The organism is Achromobacter sp. SD115, assembly GCF_017355315.1.
GTDB classification, from domain to species: Bacteria; Pseudomonadota; Gammaproteobacteria; order Burkholderiales; family Burkholderiaceae_B; genus Achromobacter; species Achromobacter xylosoxidans_B.
Window position 1 is genome coordinate 397,369 of record NZ_JADIJM010000001.1, and the last position, 14,355, is coordinate 411,723.

General features: G+C 63.0%; 23 protein-coding genes. 1 reads left to right on the forward strand and 22 read right to left on the reverse strand.

Going from position 1 to position 14,355, the window contains the following annotated elements; all coding sequences use genetic code 11:
- The 22 genes from IPU70_RS01745 to IPU70_RS01850 form a co-directional block, all read right to left on the reverse strand.
- Positions 1–306, reverse strand: coding sequence for a hypothetical protein (locus tag IPU70_RS01745; protein WP_207464438.1), 306 nt, complete (start codon positions 304–306; stop codon positions 1–3).
- Complete coding sequence (locus tag IPU70_RS01750) at positions 303–635, reverse strand: phage tail assembly chaperone family protein, TAC (RefSeq protein ID WP_207464440.1); 333 nt, start codon at positions 633–635, stop codon at positions 303–305. Before IPU70_RS01750 ends, IPU70_RS01745 begins: the two co-directional genes overlap by 4 nt.
- Positions 636–637: 2 nt before the next feature.
- A complete protein-coding gene (locus IPU70_RS01755) occupies positions 638–1,114 on the reverse strand; it encodes a phage tail tube protein (protein ID WP_207464442.1) in 477 nt (158 codons plus the stop codon).
- 55 nt (positions 1,115–1,169) lie between these two features.
- Positions 1,170–1,529, reverse strand: coding sequence for a DUF3168 domain-containing protein (locus IPU70_RS01760; protein WP_207464444.1), 360 nt, complete (start codon positions 1,527–1,529; stop codon positions 1,170–1,172).
- Entirely contained in the window at positions 1,529–2,029 is a 501-nt protein-coding gene (locus IPU70_RS01765; protein ID WP_207464445.1) for an HK97-gp10 family putative phage morphogenesis protein, read from the reverse strand. Before IPU70_RS01765 ends, IPU70_RS01760 begins: the two co-directional genes overlap by 1 nt.
- Positions 2,007–2,213, reverse strand: coding sequence for a hypothetical protein (locus tag IPU70_RS01770; protein ID WP_207464446.1), 207 nt, complete (start codon positions 2,211–2,213; stop codon positions 2,007–2,009). Before IPU70_RS01770 ends, IPU70_RS01765 begins: the two co-directional genes overlap by 23 nt.
- Positions 2,214–2,216: 3 nt before the next feature.
- The gene (locus tag IPU70_RS01775; protein ID WP_207464447.1) at positions 2,217–2,576 is read right to left on the reverse strand and encodes a head-tail adaptor protein; all 360 of its coding nucleotides are present in this window, start codon (positions 2,574–2,576) and stop codon (positions 2,217–2,219) included.
- Positions 2,577–2,900: a head-tail connector protein gene (locus tag IPU70_RS01780; protein WP_207464448.1), complete on the reverse strand. Its 324-nt coding sequence runs from the start codon at positions 2,898–2,900 to the stop codon at positions 2,577–2,579.
- The gene (locus IPU70_RS01785) at positions 2,887–3,477 is read right to left on the reverse strand and encodes a class I SAM-dependent methyltransferase (RefSeq protein WP_207464449.1); all 591 of its coding nucleotides are present in this window, start codon (positions 3,475–3,477) and stop codon (positions 2,887–2,889) included. Before IPU70_RS01785 ends, IPU70_RS01780 begins: the two co-directional genes overlap by 14 nt.
- Positions 3,425–4,747: a hypothetical protein gene (locus tag IPU70_RS01790; RefSeq protein WP_207464450.1), complete on the reverse strand. Its 1,323-nt coding sequence runs from the start codon at positions 4,745–4,747 to the stop codon at positions 3,425–3,427. Before IPU70_RS01790 ends, IPU70_RS01785 begins: the two co-directional genes overlap by 53 nt.
- Positions 4,748–4,812: 65 nt before the next feature.
- Positions 4,813–5,070 carry a hypothetical protein gene (locus tag IPU70_RS01795; protein ID WP_133434393.1) on the reverse strand — a complete coding sequence of 86 codons (258 nt, stop codon included), beginning with the start codon at positions 5,068–5,070 and terminating at the stop codon, positions 4,813–4,815.
- A 50-nt stretch (positions 5,071–5,120) separates the two neighbouring features.
- Complete coding sequence (locus tag IPU70_RS01800; RefSeq protein ID WP_207464452.1) at positions 5,121–6,323, reverse strand: phage major capsid protein; 1,203 nt, start codon at positions 6,321–6,323, stop codon at positions 5,121–5,123.
- A 2-nt stretch (positions 6,324–6,325) separates the two neighbouring features.
- Positions 6,326–7,204 carry a head maturation protease, ClpP-related gene (locus IPU70_RS01805; protein ID WP_207464454.1) on the reverse strand — a complete coding sequence of 293 codons (879 nt, stop codon included), beginning with the start codon at positions 7,202–7,204 and terminating at the stop codon, positions 6,326–6,328.
- Positions 7,205–7,215: 11 nt separating this feature from the next.
- Entirely contained in the window at positions 7,216–8,511 is a 1,296-nt protein-coding gene (locus IPU70_RS01810; RefSeq protein ID WP_207464455.1) for a phage portal protein, read from the reverse strand.
- The gene (locus tag IPU70_RS01815) at positions 8,508–10,199 is read right to left on the reverse strand and encodes a terminase large subunit (RefSeq protein ID WP_207464456.1); all 1,692 of its coding nucleotides are present in this window, start codon (positions 10,197–10,199) and stop codon (positions 8,508–8,510) included. The genes IPU70_RS01810 and IPU70_RS01815 overlap by 4 nt, the downstream gene beginning before the upstream one ends.
- The gene (locus IPU70_RS01820) at positions 10,196–10,702 is read right to left on the reverse strand and encodes a P27 family phage terminase small subunit (RefSeq protein ID WP_207464457.1); all 507 of its coding nucleotides are present in this window, start codon (positions 10,700–10,702) and stop codon (positions 10,196–10,198) included. The genes IPU70_RS01815 and IPU70_RS01820 overlap by 4 nt, the downstream gene beginning before the upstream one ends.
- 102 nt (positions 10,703–10,804) lie before the next feature.
- Entirely contained in the window at positions 10,805–11,089 is a 285-nt protein-coding gene (locus tag IPU70_RS01825; protein ID WP_207464458.1) for a hypothetical protein, read from the reverse strand.
- Positions 11,086–11,457 carry an HNH endonuclease signature motif containing protein gene (locus tag IPU70_RS33050; RefSeq protein WP_207464459.1) on the reverse strand — a complete coding sequence of 124 codons (372 nt, stop codon included), beginning with the start codon at positions 11,455–11,457 and terminating at the stop codon, positions 11,086–11,088. Before IPU70_RS33050 ends, IPU70_RS01825 begins: the two co-directional genes overlap by 4 nt.
- Before the next feature lie 184 nt (positions 11,458–11,641).
- A complete protein-coding gene (locus IPU70_RS01835; RefSeq protein WP_207464460.1) occupies positions 11,642–12,043 on the reverse strand; it encodes a sigma-70 region 4 domain-containing protein in 402 nt (133 codons plus the stop codon).
- Positions 12,043–12,516 carry a hypothetical protein gene (locus IPU70_RS01840; RefSeq protein WP_207464463.1) on the reverse strand — a complete coding sequence of 158 codons (474 nt, stop codon included), beginning with the start codon at positions 12,514–12,516 and terminating at the stop codon, positions 12,043–12,045. Before IPU70_RS01840 ends, IPU70_RS01835 begins: the two co-directional genes overlap by 1 nt.
- A gap of 309 nt (positions 12,517–12,825) precedes the next feature.
- Entirely contained in the window at positions 12,826–13,212 is a 387-nt protein-coding gene (locus IPU70_RS01845; RefSeq protein ID WP_207464464.1) for a hypothetical protein, read from the reverse strand.
- Between the two features lie 301 nt (positions 13,213–13,513).
- Positions 13,514–14,068 carry a phage regulatory CII family protein gene (locus IPU70_RS01850; protein ID WP_207464466.1) on the reverse strand — a complete coding sequence of 185 codons (555 nt, stop codon included), beginning with the start codon at positions 14,066–14,068 and terminating at the stop codon, positions 13,514–13,516.
- Positions 14,069–14,160: 92 nt separating this feature from the next.
- Here IPU70_RS01850 and IPU70_RS01855 point away from each other — a divergent pair, with 92 nt between their 5' ends.
- Entirely contained in the window at positions 14,161–14,337 is a 177-nt protein-coding gene (locus IPU70_RS01855) for a hypothetical protein (protein WP_207464631.1), read from the forward strand.
- Positions 14,338–14,355 lie beyond the last annotated feature (18 nt).

Genomic DNA, 14,355 nt, shown 5'->3' on the forward strand with positions numbered 1-14,355 from the left:
TCAGGATTCCTTCAGTTTGCCAAGGCCAAACGCCTTCAGGGTTGCCTCATCGGCGTCTTCTTCTGCCGTCTGGATCGGTCGGGTAAGAAAATCGAGCCCGGCCCTAAGATCGCCGTTCATTGCTGCCGCCGCCAGCGCTGCCGGTCGGTGGAACCGGTGCAGGTCATCGAACGGATGCAACACATAGAAATGCCGCCACCGCTCAAACTCGACCTGCTCCATGGACGCCTTGAGCTCCAACACAGTCCGCCCACCCAGCGCGAGGGCGAGCACGTGCCAAAACCACTCGTCCTGGCCGACCGTCAAGTTTTTTTTTCGACATCCTCCGAGCGCGGCTCGTTCAGGTCCCGGACGACCCCATAGAAGGCGGCCAGCACAACCGGCTTCAGACGGCAGGCGCTCGCCACCGTCAGAACAGGATCGCCGTCTTCGTCGCACAAGCTCGCCGCAACCAGATGCGGGATGGCGGTTTCCCGAACATCCGGGTTGCGCGACGCCGCGGCGGCGAGATGGGCGGAATAGACGGCGCCCGAATAGCGCCGGAAGTGAAAGTCGCGTTCCTTGCCGTCGCCGAGCTTCACCGCCCGGCGGACGACCTCGGGCGACACGAACAGGTCTTCATCCAGATCGCTCATGTTCACGCTGCCTTGTAGAACGGGCGGACCTTGCCAGAGCGCTGCAAGATCACGGTTCCCTTGACGATGTCGTTGGTGGCCACGTCAATATTGACGTCCGCCACGTACGCGTCAAACACGAAGCCGGACCGCGTGGTCATGGGCAGAAAGTCACCGTTCGAATTAAAGGTGGGAGCAGCGGTGCCGTCGGACAGGCCCGTGAGCCACTGTTCCGTCGTGCCGGCGTCCTTCAGATCGAACAGGAGCTGGTGACTGGCGTGCTGGGGGTCGTAGTTGAACGGGACAGTCACCTGGCCAGGATTGCCCAGGCCAGCCACGTACTGACGATCGTCGATGTCGTCCAGGCACGTGAAGTCGATCTGATCACGCGGGCCACCCAGACCTTGGATGCCGGTCGGGCACTTCATCTTGAGCGCAGTCTGGCCGTTCGAATTCGGGATACGCAGGAAAAGGTGCGTGCCTTGGCTTTTGATTCCCATGGATAGCTCCAAAAAAATAGCCCGCATGTGCGGGCTTTCGGGTTCTCTCTACCGGCTACTGCCGGCGGTGGATGAAATCAGCGCGAAAACTGATGCGGAAGAGCTTGGTGTTCTGTTCTCGCGCCGCGAACATCACGGCGTTCACCACGCCTGCTGCATCCAATGCGGCGCGCACTGCGCGGGCCAGCTCTTTGGACTGCGCCTCGACCGCCGCGTAAACGTCGATCTGGACCTCATCTAGGTCGTCTTCCGGCGCGCCAGAGAGCTGCACATACGGATCGTCGGCCACGGTCTGCCAGACCACATAGGGCGCCGGCTGATCGGCCGGGGCAATGCCGCTGCCCCATATTCCTGACGGTCCAACAATGGCCAAAACCGAAGGCGTCGACAACACCTCTTCAACAGGAGCGAACATCAGCGCCCTCCACCATTCTTCGCAATACGTTTCACCGTGCTGTCGATCCGCTTCAGCAAGTCCGTCCGGATCGTCTCGATCACCGCCGCCCCGTGCTGGGAGACTGCCGGGCGTAACCATGGCGTGGCTTGCTGCTGGCTCGATCCCCACTCCAGGAGCTGTGCGCTCTTTCGTACGGTGGGCACCTTGCCGTCTCGCTCCGGATTGCGGCCCGGATACGCTTTGCGCTTCACCCTCACCAGGTAGCGCTCGCCTTTCCCGCTCGAGAGAGGCTTGCCGCGCGACGCGATCAGATTCTTTTCAAGCAGCCCCGTGGATTGGCCGCCGTCGCGCGCGATAACTTCCCGCAGGTTTGCCTCGGCGGCGTCCCGCAACTGGCGGGCACCGCGCCGGAGAGCGTTCTTCACAGGCCCACCCTTTTTGGAGACGATCTCCGGCGGCAGCGCCTTCAAAGTCGCGAGGACGTCGTCTAGGCCCTTAAGCTGCATCTCCATCTTCATCGAGGCTGCTCCCTATCGATGGCGGCACCTCGGTGAGATTGCCGTCCAGATCCGTCATGGGTTCGGCATCGCCGTCTTCGTCCAGCGCCTCTACCAGCACAAAGAACTGCTTGGTGAGCGTGTCCATCTGCGACTGGAGGGCCGTGATTGCAGCCTCGATGCGGTTCAGCTGGTTTTGCTTCAAGATTCAAACCCCTCTTCCCTTGTCTGCAACCGCCCGGAAGCGCCATTCCTGGCGCGCCGTACGGTCGGTTTCGACGGATTCAATACGGTATGCCCGGCCGTTCCAGACAATGCGGCAACGCCCAAGACGCTCGTCCGATATCGGAAACCAACGAATCGCCACCCGCGCGACGCCGGACTCCTGGGGCGCACCAGAGGCGATCACCTCGCGGCCGGGTCCCGTGAGCACCTCGGCCGGGACAGCGTCAAAGACCGTGTCCGAATCGAGCGCGAGCGCCTGCCACGTCTCAACGCGTCCATCGGGCCCCTTGACCGTGCTCAGCTCCTCGATGGCTACACGATGCCGCAAGCGATAGGCCAGCATTCAGACCCCCATTCCGAGCCGGCGCGGGCTCAGCTTGACTTCGGCGGCAGCGCGCAACTTCGGCACGTCGTCGGGCGGAGCCTGATATACAGCCTGCATCAGGAGCATGACTCCCAGGACGACATCGCCCGGAACCGCCGGCTCCGAGCTGGGCGGACTGTTGGAATCGCCCTCGGCATACCAAGGACCGCGCAAGTCGGGACGGTTCATGTAACCCGCCGCCTCGGCTTCCGCGCCGTCCAGCAACACCTGCAACTTCACATCGTCAAAGTCGTGCGTGACGTCCAGGAGCGCCTTCGCGATCGCGAGATCAATGACGCTCATAGGAGATCCAGGTGTCGTGGACGTGGACGATCTGCGCGCCGGCGGCGCACAGCTCATTCAAGGTTTCGGTCACTTGCACTTCCCGCCGGCAGTTGTCGTCGTGGAAAACAATGATGCCGCCCGGTCGGACAAGGGCGCGCGCAAGGCGGTAGTCGTTCATCACGCCTTCGCGTGAGTGATCCGCGTCGATGAAAATTGCGTCCGCGCTCGGCAAGTCCGCGACGGCCAGGTCAAAGCTGCCTCGCTTGCGGAGGACCAGTTCGAAGCGGGGATTTTCCTTCACCAGGCCCCCGGGCTGCTTCGGTACCTCGTTGCGCTGCACGGGCATCAGCGTTCGGTACCCGGGCAGGACGTCGACGCCGACGTACCGGCTCACCGTCGGCAGGTTGCGCAACACCGCAGCCGGCGTCCGTCCGGCGTTGACGCCGAATTCGATGACAACCCGCGGCGAGACCGATTCGAAAAGATGCAGCAACACGGCCAGCTCGCCGGGGTTGAAGTACTCCGGCGGCAAACCCGCCACGTCATACTGGCGCGGCGAGATTTTCTCGGACGGCCGAAGTCTTGCAGTGTTCATCCAGAAACTCCCTCATGCGCTCATGCGCGGCTGCCAGGTCCATCCGCTTATCGCAGTTGTGGACGTGGCTGAAACATTGGCATGGCCGGATGGGGTCCAGGCCGAGGTATGGCGAGAAAGCAGCCCCCGCCGAAAACGAGGCCGACGACTCATAGCCCCCGAAGACCGAAACCACGGGAGCGCCCACCGCCTGGGCCAAAATCACGGCAAACCCCGGCGCGGTATAGACCGCCGCTGCCAGGGAGAACAGCCCCGCCATAACCTCGACGTCCAATTCGCCGGCGTGAAGCGAAACATCCGCCGGCAAAGCATCGCCGGACAACCATTCCTTGCCTGGCTCCAGGTCTGCCAGGCTCACCACGAAGAAGCGATCGCGGATGACTTCGAACAGCTCCCGGTAAACGCTGGAGTCCGGGTTCCGGTTGCGGCACCCACCCCATTCTTTGCGCTCGACCAGGGGCCGCACGATCAAAATGGGGCGATCAGCCCCCCACTTTCTCGTCAGCGCCTCGGCGCGTTCGATCCATTCGCGTTTCACCGGGAGTCGGAAATCGCCCGGTTCGACGGCGCACTGAGCAGCCATTGCCGCCAGCACAGACCCATGCTTGCGAACCGCTTCCGGCGGATACCTGACCTCTAAGGATCTCGCTCCCGCAGGCACGGGCGTAACGCTGTACCGCGAGGCCTCACGCTGCGCATTCTTCGCTTGCGTCCGCAGGCGCGATCCCTTGCCGACCATCTTCAGGCCGTCCAGGTCGTGATACAGGCAAGGCCATGGCGTTTCGAGCCAGACATCCCATTCCCTGAGCAGCTCTCGCACGACGGCGCGCTGGTGGAGGTTGTCACCCAGGCCGTGCATGCCGTTGACGAGCAGCGGCGGCTTGCTGACCTCGCATTCCGCGAGAGCCTGACTCAGCTCCTGCCGCGGGAAGCATTCCAGCGCAGTCGCCCGGCTGGCGTTCACCACGCGCACAGCGCTAAGCCGGCGCGCGAGATCCGCGAACTGGGCGGGCCACTTCGCAACGCTTCCTGCATTTCCAAGCCCATCTCCGTGATCCGGGTGCCAATGGGCATGGCCGCCCGTCAGTTGCGCGTCATATCCCAGCAGGATCACGCGCTCGGCTCCTCGCATCGCGGAAAGGGCAACCGCTCCAGCCCCGGAGTTCAGCTCTGCCCGAAGCTCCAGGCACCGGGTTACGCCGGCAATTCCGCCGTGCGGGGCGACTTTCTCACCCGTGAACAACTGCTGCGCTTCGGCGCCGTACACCATCCACCAATCCCGATCCATCGCATACAGCACATCCGCCCAGGGCGCCGCCCGGAACGACGTGTTTGTTACGACAACAGATCTGCCTGCTCCACGTGACCGCCAGAGGCGGACCGCTTCACAGTCGTCCGCCGTGAGACTCGGACCGCTGGCGATGCAGACGACGGTATGCCAGCGGCCGGCGAAGGGTCCCGATCTTCACCCTCAATTCGAACGAGCGATTTGCGTTGCAGCGCAGCGGCGATCTGCTCCGATACCCAGAAGCTATCGCCCTTGCGTCTGACAACGTCGTGATCAAACGATTGCAGCGCAATCACTTTCTTCATTGCAGGTTTCCTGTGCGGGCGGCAGACACCGGCCAGCCGCCCCTTGCCGCTTACGAGTTCGTCAGACCTTGGAAGTCACCCTTGACGAACGCCGAGGGACGATAGACCGTCAGTGCCGCGCGCTCTTCGCACAGAATCGTGGCCATGTTCTTGACGAAATTGTCCCGGTCTTCGAAAGAGATCTGGACGCTGACGTCTTCACGGTCCCAACCCTGCGCGGCCAGGCCGCCACCGAATGCGCCCACCAGGAAGTCATCCTGATCCATGGCCTGGGTCGGTACGACGTTGCGGCCCCACAGGCCCGGCAGCGTCTGCGCACGCGGGTTCGAGAACAGGTACTCGTTCGTGGTGGTCTTGGTCAACTCGATCGCGGCCCAGTCCAGCGGGCTGAGCACGATGGCGTCGGCGAAGTACTCGGACAGCTCGACCTGCAGAAGCGCCAAGCGCAGACGGTCGATACGCGTTTCCGCCTGAACCGTAACCCCCGGGTTGGCGTAGGCCGTGGCCTGGGTATAAATCCCATGCATGTTCAGGCCGGTGCCACTACCCTTCAGGAGCTGGATTTCCTCCTTCAGCTTCAGGCCGTAGCGCAGGCGACCGTCGATATAGCTTTGCAGCTGCGGGACGTCGGCCAGCACCTGCTTGGACGCCGGGATCCAGTGAGCGATCGTGACGACCGGCGCCGAGTCGGGTTCGAACGTGATGTTGGACTGCGGCTTCGGGTTCGTCGGGTTTTCGGAGACCGGACCGGCATTGTTCGTGAAGACCAGTTCGCGCGCATATTCGATGCTGTTGGACTGGGTGCGGCCCCACAGCAGCAGGTCGCGAATGGTCAGACGGCGCAGGGCCGGGCCCTGGATACCGGGCAGGCGATCGGGAATCACAAGGTCGCCGGCAGACCCGGGGCCGCTGGTGATGGCGGCCTGCACCGGCATGCGGAACGAACCGCGCGGATTCTTGCAATACGCCGCGTAGTCTTCCGATGCGGTCACCTGTTCGCCCATCGAAGTCGGCTCAGCGGCCTGGCCGCCACCGTTCTGGACCTTTGCCAGCAGCTGTTCGGCCGTCGCCAACCGCGCCTGCAGTTCGCCTTGCGTCGTCAGCAGCTTGTCGACGTTCTCGCGCGTTTCAGCCGACAGCTTCTGATGCGCCTTGATTTCCTTTTCCGCTGACTCGGCCTGGGCCTTGAGCTGGGTGCCAATCTCTTTGAGACTGGCGTTGATGCTTTCGATATCCTTTTCGGGATGGGACATGATCACCTCGGTTTGAGAATGTTGGTGAGGGATGCCGCCGTAGCGGCAATGGAGCTGAATGCAGCCGAATCGCTCAGGCCGCGCTCGGTGGCATCACGCGCACCGCTGCCAGCCGAATCGCTCAGGCTGGACTTGAATTCTTGAATCAGGCGTTGAGCCTCACTGCGCGGTAGGCCAGCGGCGCGAATCGCCGCTTCTATCCGCCGGACCGCGCTAGCAGACGCCTTCGCGTCGCCCTTGCCGACTTGGTCGGAGGCGAGCAGCTCGTCCGCATAGCCTTCCTCGACCGCTCGGCTGCCGGCGATCCAGGTCTCGCCATCCATCTGCCGCTGGACCTCTGCGAGGTCTTTGCCGGTGCGCGACACATAGATATCGGCCATCGCCGCGTCGAAGGGCTCCATCCAGTCAGCGATTTCCCGTAGGTCGTGGCGATTGCCCGCCGCCATCACCCACGAGTTATGGACCATGAAGAACCCTGCGCGCGCGATCTGGATGGTGTCGCCGGCCATCGCAATGACCGACGCCGCGGACGCCGCCAGACCGAGCACCTTCACCGTGACTTCGCCCTTGTGCTCGCGCAGCAGGTTGTAAATTGCAAAGCCTTCGAAAACATCGCCGCCCGGGCTATTCACATGAACCGTCACGGGGCCAGAGCCCAAGTTACGCAACGCCGCCGAAACCCGCTTGGCCGTAACACCTTCACCGGTCCACCAGTCGTAACCAATGACGTCGTACACGCTGATGGTCCGCTCATCAGCGTCGTCCTCGACGGCGGCGCGGATGCTGGTATCCCACCGCTCAAACGCACGCGGGACGACATTGCTGGTGACTGCGGCGCAGGGGCGGTTCTCCGGCGCGCGCGGAAGGGCTTTGACACTCATGGTGGGAATCCTTAAATGGTGGTGCTGGAATCGCCGTCATCCAGCCAGGCGCGAAACGCTGCCCGCATTTCCTGGCCGGAGTTCACTGCGCCGAGGGAGTCCAAAGGTGCCATGGCGGACTGCACGGTCAGGACATCTGCATTGCCGCCACGCGGCTCACGGTCCTCAAGCTCGCGCACTTCGTCGCGGGTGAAGATGCCGTTGTTGACCATTGCCGCGTAGAAGGCCGAGCGGGCGCCACTATCTGCGCGCAGCAAGCCTTCAACGGCAAACTTGGGGTAGAACCGACCCCGGTCCGCCGGCGAGAGCAAATCCTTGACGATGTACTGCTCAATGCGGCGCAACCAGGGCGCCAGTGTGAATGTCAGAAATCCGATCATCTGGCTTTCGATGCCATTGCCCCAACTGGTCGACTTCTCGGTATGTCCGACCATCCACGGCGGGACTCGGAACCAGCGACATATGTCCTCGACCGAGAACCCTCGAGACTCAAGCAATTGCGCGTCGGCCGGGTTAATTCCGATCGTGCCCACTTCCATATCCGCTTCAAGAATCGCTGGACGGCCAGCATTCACAGCACCCGACAGCCGGTTCTCGATGAACTCGCGGGCATCCTTCCGCTGCTCCGGCTTTAGCACTTTGGGATACTTGAACCAGGTTGTAGGCATCAGACCGCGGCTGAAGGTCCCAGACGCTGCGGAGTCCGTCGCCAGAGCGGCGCCGAAAACATTGGCGCCATACCGCATCACAGAGACACCGTTCACACCGTCCAAAGACCATCCAGGGACAGTCCAGATGCGACTTGCAGGGATCTCCCTCTGGCGCCCCTCGTCGTCCGTGTACCGATATCGCTTGGTCCCGTTCGCGGCCCGGGAAATAACCAGACGTCCTGGATATAGGAACTGCAGGCCCACGAGCCGGCCGCCGACCATCAGCTTTTCACACCGGGCCGAGCCGCGAAGCAGCATGGCCGCCACTACGGCTTCCCAGTGAACGGAGGAAACCGTGTCGCTGTTCGGCTGGACGCCGATGATGAAGTCCAGCGGGTGCTGCGCGGCCGGCCGACGTCCGGAGGCCGCCTTCTCATACATGCCCAGTGGCAGCGTGGCGATGGTCTCCGATATCAGCCGGGCACATGCCCACACTGAGGACAGCGTTAAGACGGTCTGTTCGGTGACTGCCTGGCCGGAGCTCGATGACGATCCAAACCGCGCCCACGCCTCCGTATCCGTCAGGTCGAATGGCCCCCCGAGCCAGTTCAGGACAGCGGCCCGAACGCGCCCGATTTTCTTGGTATTTGGCTTCATCCCACCACCGGATTGTTGAGGAATTCAGAAAGATCCGGCGCGCCATCCTCATTCAGCGCTCGGCTCATTGCCTGGGTCATGGAGATGACCCCGTCGATCTTGTTTTCGGGCTTTTCCTTGGTCGGATGCTTGAGCCCGGAGAACTTCGAGAGCCGCATCACCACATTGCTCACCATCCATGCCATGACCGGATTCGCGTCGTGGATCAGATCGCCCGTCAGAACAAGGTTTTCGATCGCCACCAGCGGCAGCGTGAAGCGGGCGGACGTCTGCGGCATCTCGACCATCAGAAGCCCGTCTTCCTCCTGCAGCTTTGCCGCGAAGTACGCGGCGAACTTCGGGTCGTAGACCACCTCTCGGAGGTTCAGTTTTCGGGCGAACTCCTTGAGATCGCTGCGGATAAAGTCGAAGTCCGTCGCATTTCCCGGCGTCACAACCAGATGCCCGGCTTCGGCCCAGCCAAAAAAGTGCCGGTTTTCGGGCGCGTTGACCTGCTCCTCGTTGAGATAGAACCGGTGGAAAACGTAGTACTGCCCGTGCCGCCTCACCACCATCGTCAAGGCCGCGATGTCACTCTTCTCGGCCAGGTCCAACCCTGCCCAGCAGTCTTCGCCTGCGAATTCGTCCAGGCTCAGCCCTTCTCGGCCACACTGGCGCCACGGCTCTGCACCGATCCAGCGCGAACCACCTCGCACCCAAATGTTCAGGCGCTTGGTGAGGACGTTCGGCAACTCCTGCGGCTGACGCTTGGCGCGCTCGACCACCGCCCGCAGTTGCGGCTCATAGACTGATACGCCCAAATTTGGGTTCGCCTTGGCCCACTCAATCGGATCGTCCCACTTGTCCGGCTCGTCCACGGTGTAGATGACGGCCAGCAGTTCGTCATCCTCAAGCACCCCTTCGAGCACCTTCTCCGCATACTCATGCTGCGAGTATCCGAACGAGGACAGGTCAAAGCCCGCCGTGGTGATCTGCCAGATCATGGGCTGCAGTCGGGCACCCATACCCGACTTGATCACGTCATAAATCTCCCGCGTCGGGTGCGCGTGAACCTCGTCCAGGATCGCCCCGTGGGGATTCAGGCCGTCCAGGCTCTTGGCGTCCCGTCCCAGAGGCAGGAAAACATCGGCGCGCCCGGGGCGGGTGTCATACAGCTCATTGAGGCGCACCCCAATGCTGCGCCGTAGGGTGGGCGACGCCTGGACCATCCGCACAGCCTCGGCGTGCGTGATCTTGGCTTGATCCATCTTGGTCGCCGCGCTGTACACCTCGGCACCGCCCTCCCCGTCGAACGTGAAGAGGTAGAGGCCGATCCCGGACAGCTTGGTCGACTTACCATTCTTGCGCGGGACTTCCTCCCAGACCTCGCGGAACCGGCGCGTTCCATCGGTGCGCATCCAGCCGAAGGCGAGCGCTACCCAGAACTGCTGCCACGGTGCAAGCTCGAAAGGCTGGCCCGCCCATTCCCCCTTCGAATGCCGCAGGAAGAGGAACGACTCAAGGGCGTGCTGCGCGAGGGCCTCGGAGAACCACAGGCCGCGCTCGGCGCCCGTCTCCAGGTCGCGGTAGTGTCGCTCCACCGCCAGCCTGATCCAGCGGCACACAACGATGTCGCCCGCCATCACGCCCCGGCCGTACGCGTCCCAGTCAAACGACCTGACCAGCTCGCGCCTTTTGGACGCGCTCATACCGCCCTCATGCCGGCCGCGATCTTGCGCTGCCGGTGCTGCTCCACGGGGTCATCCTCAAACAGCGAGCCCTGGCCGCCGCCGGCGGCAACGGCGGTCGCCTTCTGGAACGAGGGGATCGTGAGCGCGGCCTCAGGCAACCACTGGAGCAGCTCCTTTTTCAACTTGCTCGCGACGTGGAATATCTGGTGCGGCTGCACATAACCGTTTGGCGTCGTCACCATGTAGTCACCGCCGTGTGCCGCTGCGTAGTCGCTCAGTTGCTTTTCGGCAGCCACCCATCGGCTGAAGGTGCGGCAAATGACGGCGAGGACCAGCGCATCAGTACGATGGATCAGACCGACGTCAAGCAGCGCCTGCGTCACGTGGTTCCAGACCTTACGCTCCGCTGCGGTAAGCGTCATCGGCGCGGTCGGAATCTCAGCCGGCAACGCAGGTGGCGCGGACGCACCGATCCCAACTCCGCCACCGACATTCGGAACGGGTTTGAGCTGATGCGTCATGGTCCTGAGGAGGCCCCTTTTTGACCCCCCCCCTATAGAAAAATCCGGCGCGTGAAAAAAAAGACGGAGCGGCCGGTTTCCGCTTCGACCCCCTTGAACTTTCTACCCACCCCCCGCCTCGTCGGAGGGCGCTACCACCTCCGCCTGAGGTTCCTTCTCCATTCCCGAATCGCCTGCCGGCCCGGACACTTCAGCCACCACGCTGCCTTCGATGACCGCGAGGCACTCGATCTTCGCGCGCCAGAGGTCGCCCGCTTCAGCTACCAGTTCAATCCTCTGGACGCCACCGATCGGCACTCCGTCGGGTGTGAAGACCTTCGTGCCTCGCGTCGGAGTTGCCTTTCCACCGATGCTGTCAGGGAAAACGATTGTGAGTCGATTGCTCATCTGAACCTTCCAAGATATCGGCCCTGAGCCCTCTGCCGCTCTGCCAGACTCTTTTCGTCGTGGCACTCGTCGCACAGGCCCTGCTCGTTGTCAGGACCGTCCGCCCCTCCTTCGAAGAGCGGCACGATGTGGTCGCGTTGTGTGGCGAGGCGAACCCGACCATGTTCCAGGCACTTTACGCAGAGCGGCTCTCGAGCGAATAGCTCGGCGCGCATGCGCTGGAGCCGCCTGCCGGTGATGCGCTTTGTCGAGCCACCCCGCTTTTCGCTCCAGCCCGCCGTCCGGTGCCTGTCGCAGTAGCCGGACCCGTCGTAGACGAGTGCGGAGCAACCAGCGTGCTTGCACGGCTTGGGAGCGGCTTGAACCATATGTGAATGCCCTGTCGGGATTACGGCGCGGGCCACGCCGAGGAGTAGTGGCGATGTCGGCGCCAGCCGATCCCGACTACGGTTGCAACAACAGCCCCGAGAGCACAAACAAAAGAGCCCTGGCGACTGGCGCTCAGGGCTCTTAGGTTGCGGGCTCCGCAGGAATGTACCGGATTATGCACCCTCATGTATAAGTTGCAAAAATTCCTCGCTCCTTGATTTCCTCGCCCCTCTGGCGGCGCGCATCCAGCCAGGCGCTCACGCGGCGATCGGCATTGCACAGGCGGTTGTGTAGGGTGGCCCGCGTGCAGCCCAATGTGGCGGCGATCTCCTGCATACCTCCCTCCCATCGGTAGGCAGCTTTCACCGCGGTCTTGAGTTCGGCCGGCAACTGGGCGATCGCGCGGTCGATCTCCAACGCACCCGCATCAAACGCAGGATCAGAGTTCCGCCATCCCGCGCGCACGTCTGCGGTCTGGTCAACGCGGTTCGGATCATAGGTCCGGGGCATGCCGCCACCGCCTCCGCTCAAGGTCCACATCGCCCAGGCCTCGAATCGCTTATGCACCCATTGAATGCGATCCATCAGCCCACCTTCCTCGTCCGATCGCGATCGTCAATCGCCTGCAAAATCCGCGCCTTGTACGCATGGTGGGTCTCTCCCAGACGGGCGGTGTCGATTTGCAGTTGGCGCGCCATGCTGTCCATGCCTGACCAACTGGCCATCCAACCTGGCGCCGCCGCTTGCTGGCCCTGAGATGCCTGCGACGGCTTCGGCTGCGGCATCACGATTTCGTCATCCCACCTCGCGCCGTTCAACCACGTCGCCGGATGGGGGATGTGCTCACGCTCGCGGGCCGCCGCATTCCAGTACTCGACATGACGGGGGAGAGCCTCCAAGGCGGCCGACTTTTCCTCCGGCTTGAGCTTGGCCCACGCCTTTTCGGCGTCGCGCTTGGCCACTCTTCGCGGCCATTTCGCCCAGAACTCGGGGAAACTTGGAGTTTGCTGCGGCGATCGCGCGGAATTCTCTGTAGGAACGAGCTTTAGTACGTTCATGTTGCACCTCTACCTATGACACCTGCTGACTGTTGAAGGACATTGCTGAATAGGTGGGATCGGTGCGATGGGCAGAGCTCCCCCTACCCACCGCGCTCAACCGTTTGCATTGCCGAACTGGAGCCGACCGTATGCATCAGGGCCCACAGGCGGATGTACGCCCCTGTGATCGGCCAGACTGTTGGCGTCCGTACAGACACCCCTTCCGCGCTCTAGCCTTTCGCACCCACGCTGCTCCCTGGATTCGGTTTGGAGCCATGTCGGAGGGGTAACCGCGTATTCAGCCTCTTCCCCCCTCCCTGTAAGAACTCAGGGCGGCGCTCTCCCGCTTTGCAGGTGAATGATTTCGCCATGACGCCAAAACGGCTGGCGGGCAGGATCAGGCATCCCATCCGCATTCAGGCGCGAAGGATGGTTGCGGGGAAGCTGCATCAAGTAGGTGAATGGCTTGGACGTGGTCGTGTCGAACACAACCAGGATCTCGTGGTCGGGATAGGCCTTCGCGGCTTCGTGGAATCCACTTGTCCGCAACAACTCCTCGCGCGTGAAGCTTCTCCCCTGGCCGAACAAAAAAGTCTGGGGGCACGAGGAGCGCTGCCACGCATCCGGCACCGGCGCTCGACCGACGTCGGGCGCCTCCCGGGTGCGGCGGTAAGATGCTTGGACGGACGCGCGCCCGAACAGGTCGCGCGTCATGCAGTTGCTCCAACCGGCAAGACGAACCAGGACGGAGCGCCGACATTCGGCTCGGGACTGGTTGAAGCGCCATACACCGACACCCGTCTATGAGCGCCCGGTATCCGCACATGCCTCACCACGCGTATGACGCCGGCCGCGGCCAAGCGGCTGCACGTGTACTTCGCAACCATCACGGAAAGCTGTAGCTCTTCGGCCACCTGCCCCGCAGTCAAGGGATCGGTAGTCAATAACGCGAGTACTTGCGCCGAGACTGGGCCCAATGACCCAGCCGGCCGTCCACGCCTGGTGCGCCGCTGGATCATTCCTCGTCTCCGAGGGCTCCAAGGGTCAGCCCCTCGTCTCCCGCTCGTCTCACGTTTCGGACGAGCCGGAGCAGCATGCGAATCTCGGCATACGCTTGAGCCTCGATCTGGCCAGCTTCCCGACGCGTGATGCGACGGTCTCTAAGCGCTCCGGCCAACATGCCGGACAGAATCCCGCCTTGCTCAGAAAGCGTGAACCCCTTCTCCATGATCGCCGTGATCTCGCAGGGCCATCTCCCGCCAGGCGGCGGGGCGTCAAGCTCGATGGCCGCCAGCTCGAACTGCGAAGCCAGAGCGGCAATCCAGCCTGTGGCGCGATCCCGCGTCACAACGTGGCGGCGCAAATACTCGGTGATGAGCTCCGCATCTTCAATTGCCAGACGCTCAGCAGGATCCGACCCGTCTAGCTTCTTGTAGAGGGTCTTGGGCGAAATCTTTCGGTCTCTGAATTCGGCAGCCCAGGCGCAAAAGCCGCTGACCCCGTCAGGGGCCGCGCGAAGCGCGTTGTAGATCGACCCGCGCCAATGCGAGTCTGCATAGTGCTTGGTCATAGCGACCTCCCGAAAATGGGGCGCGATTCTCGTAGATGCCAGGTTGCGGCGCACATACCATGCACACTCCACCTCAACCCTGGAATCGAGCCATGACGGACGCCATTACCGAAACAGAACGCCTCTTGATCCAAGCGCAGGACATCGCGACGCGCCGCCTTGAAAACGCGAGCGAGCGAGCGGTGCTTGAAATCTTTGATGAGCTGCGCGCCGAACGGGACCGCATGGCGTGGGCCACCGATGGGCGCGAGAGCGCGACGGTGCATTGACCGATGACGGCGCATAAC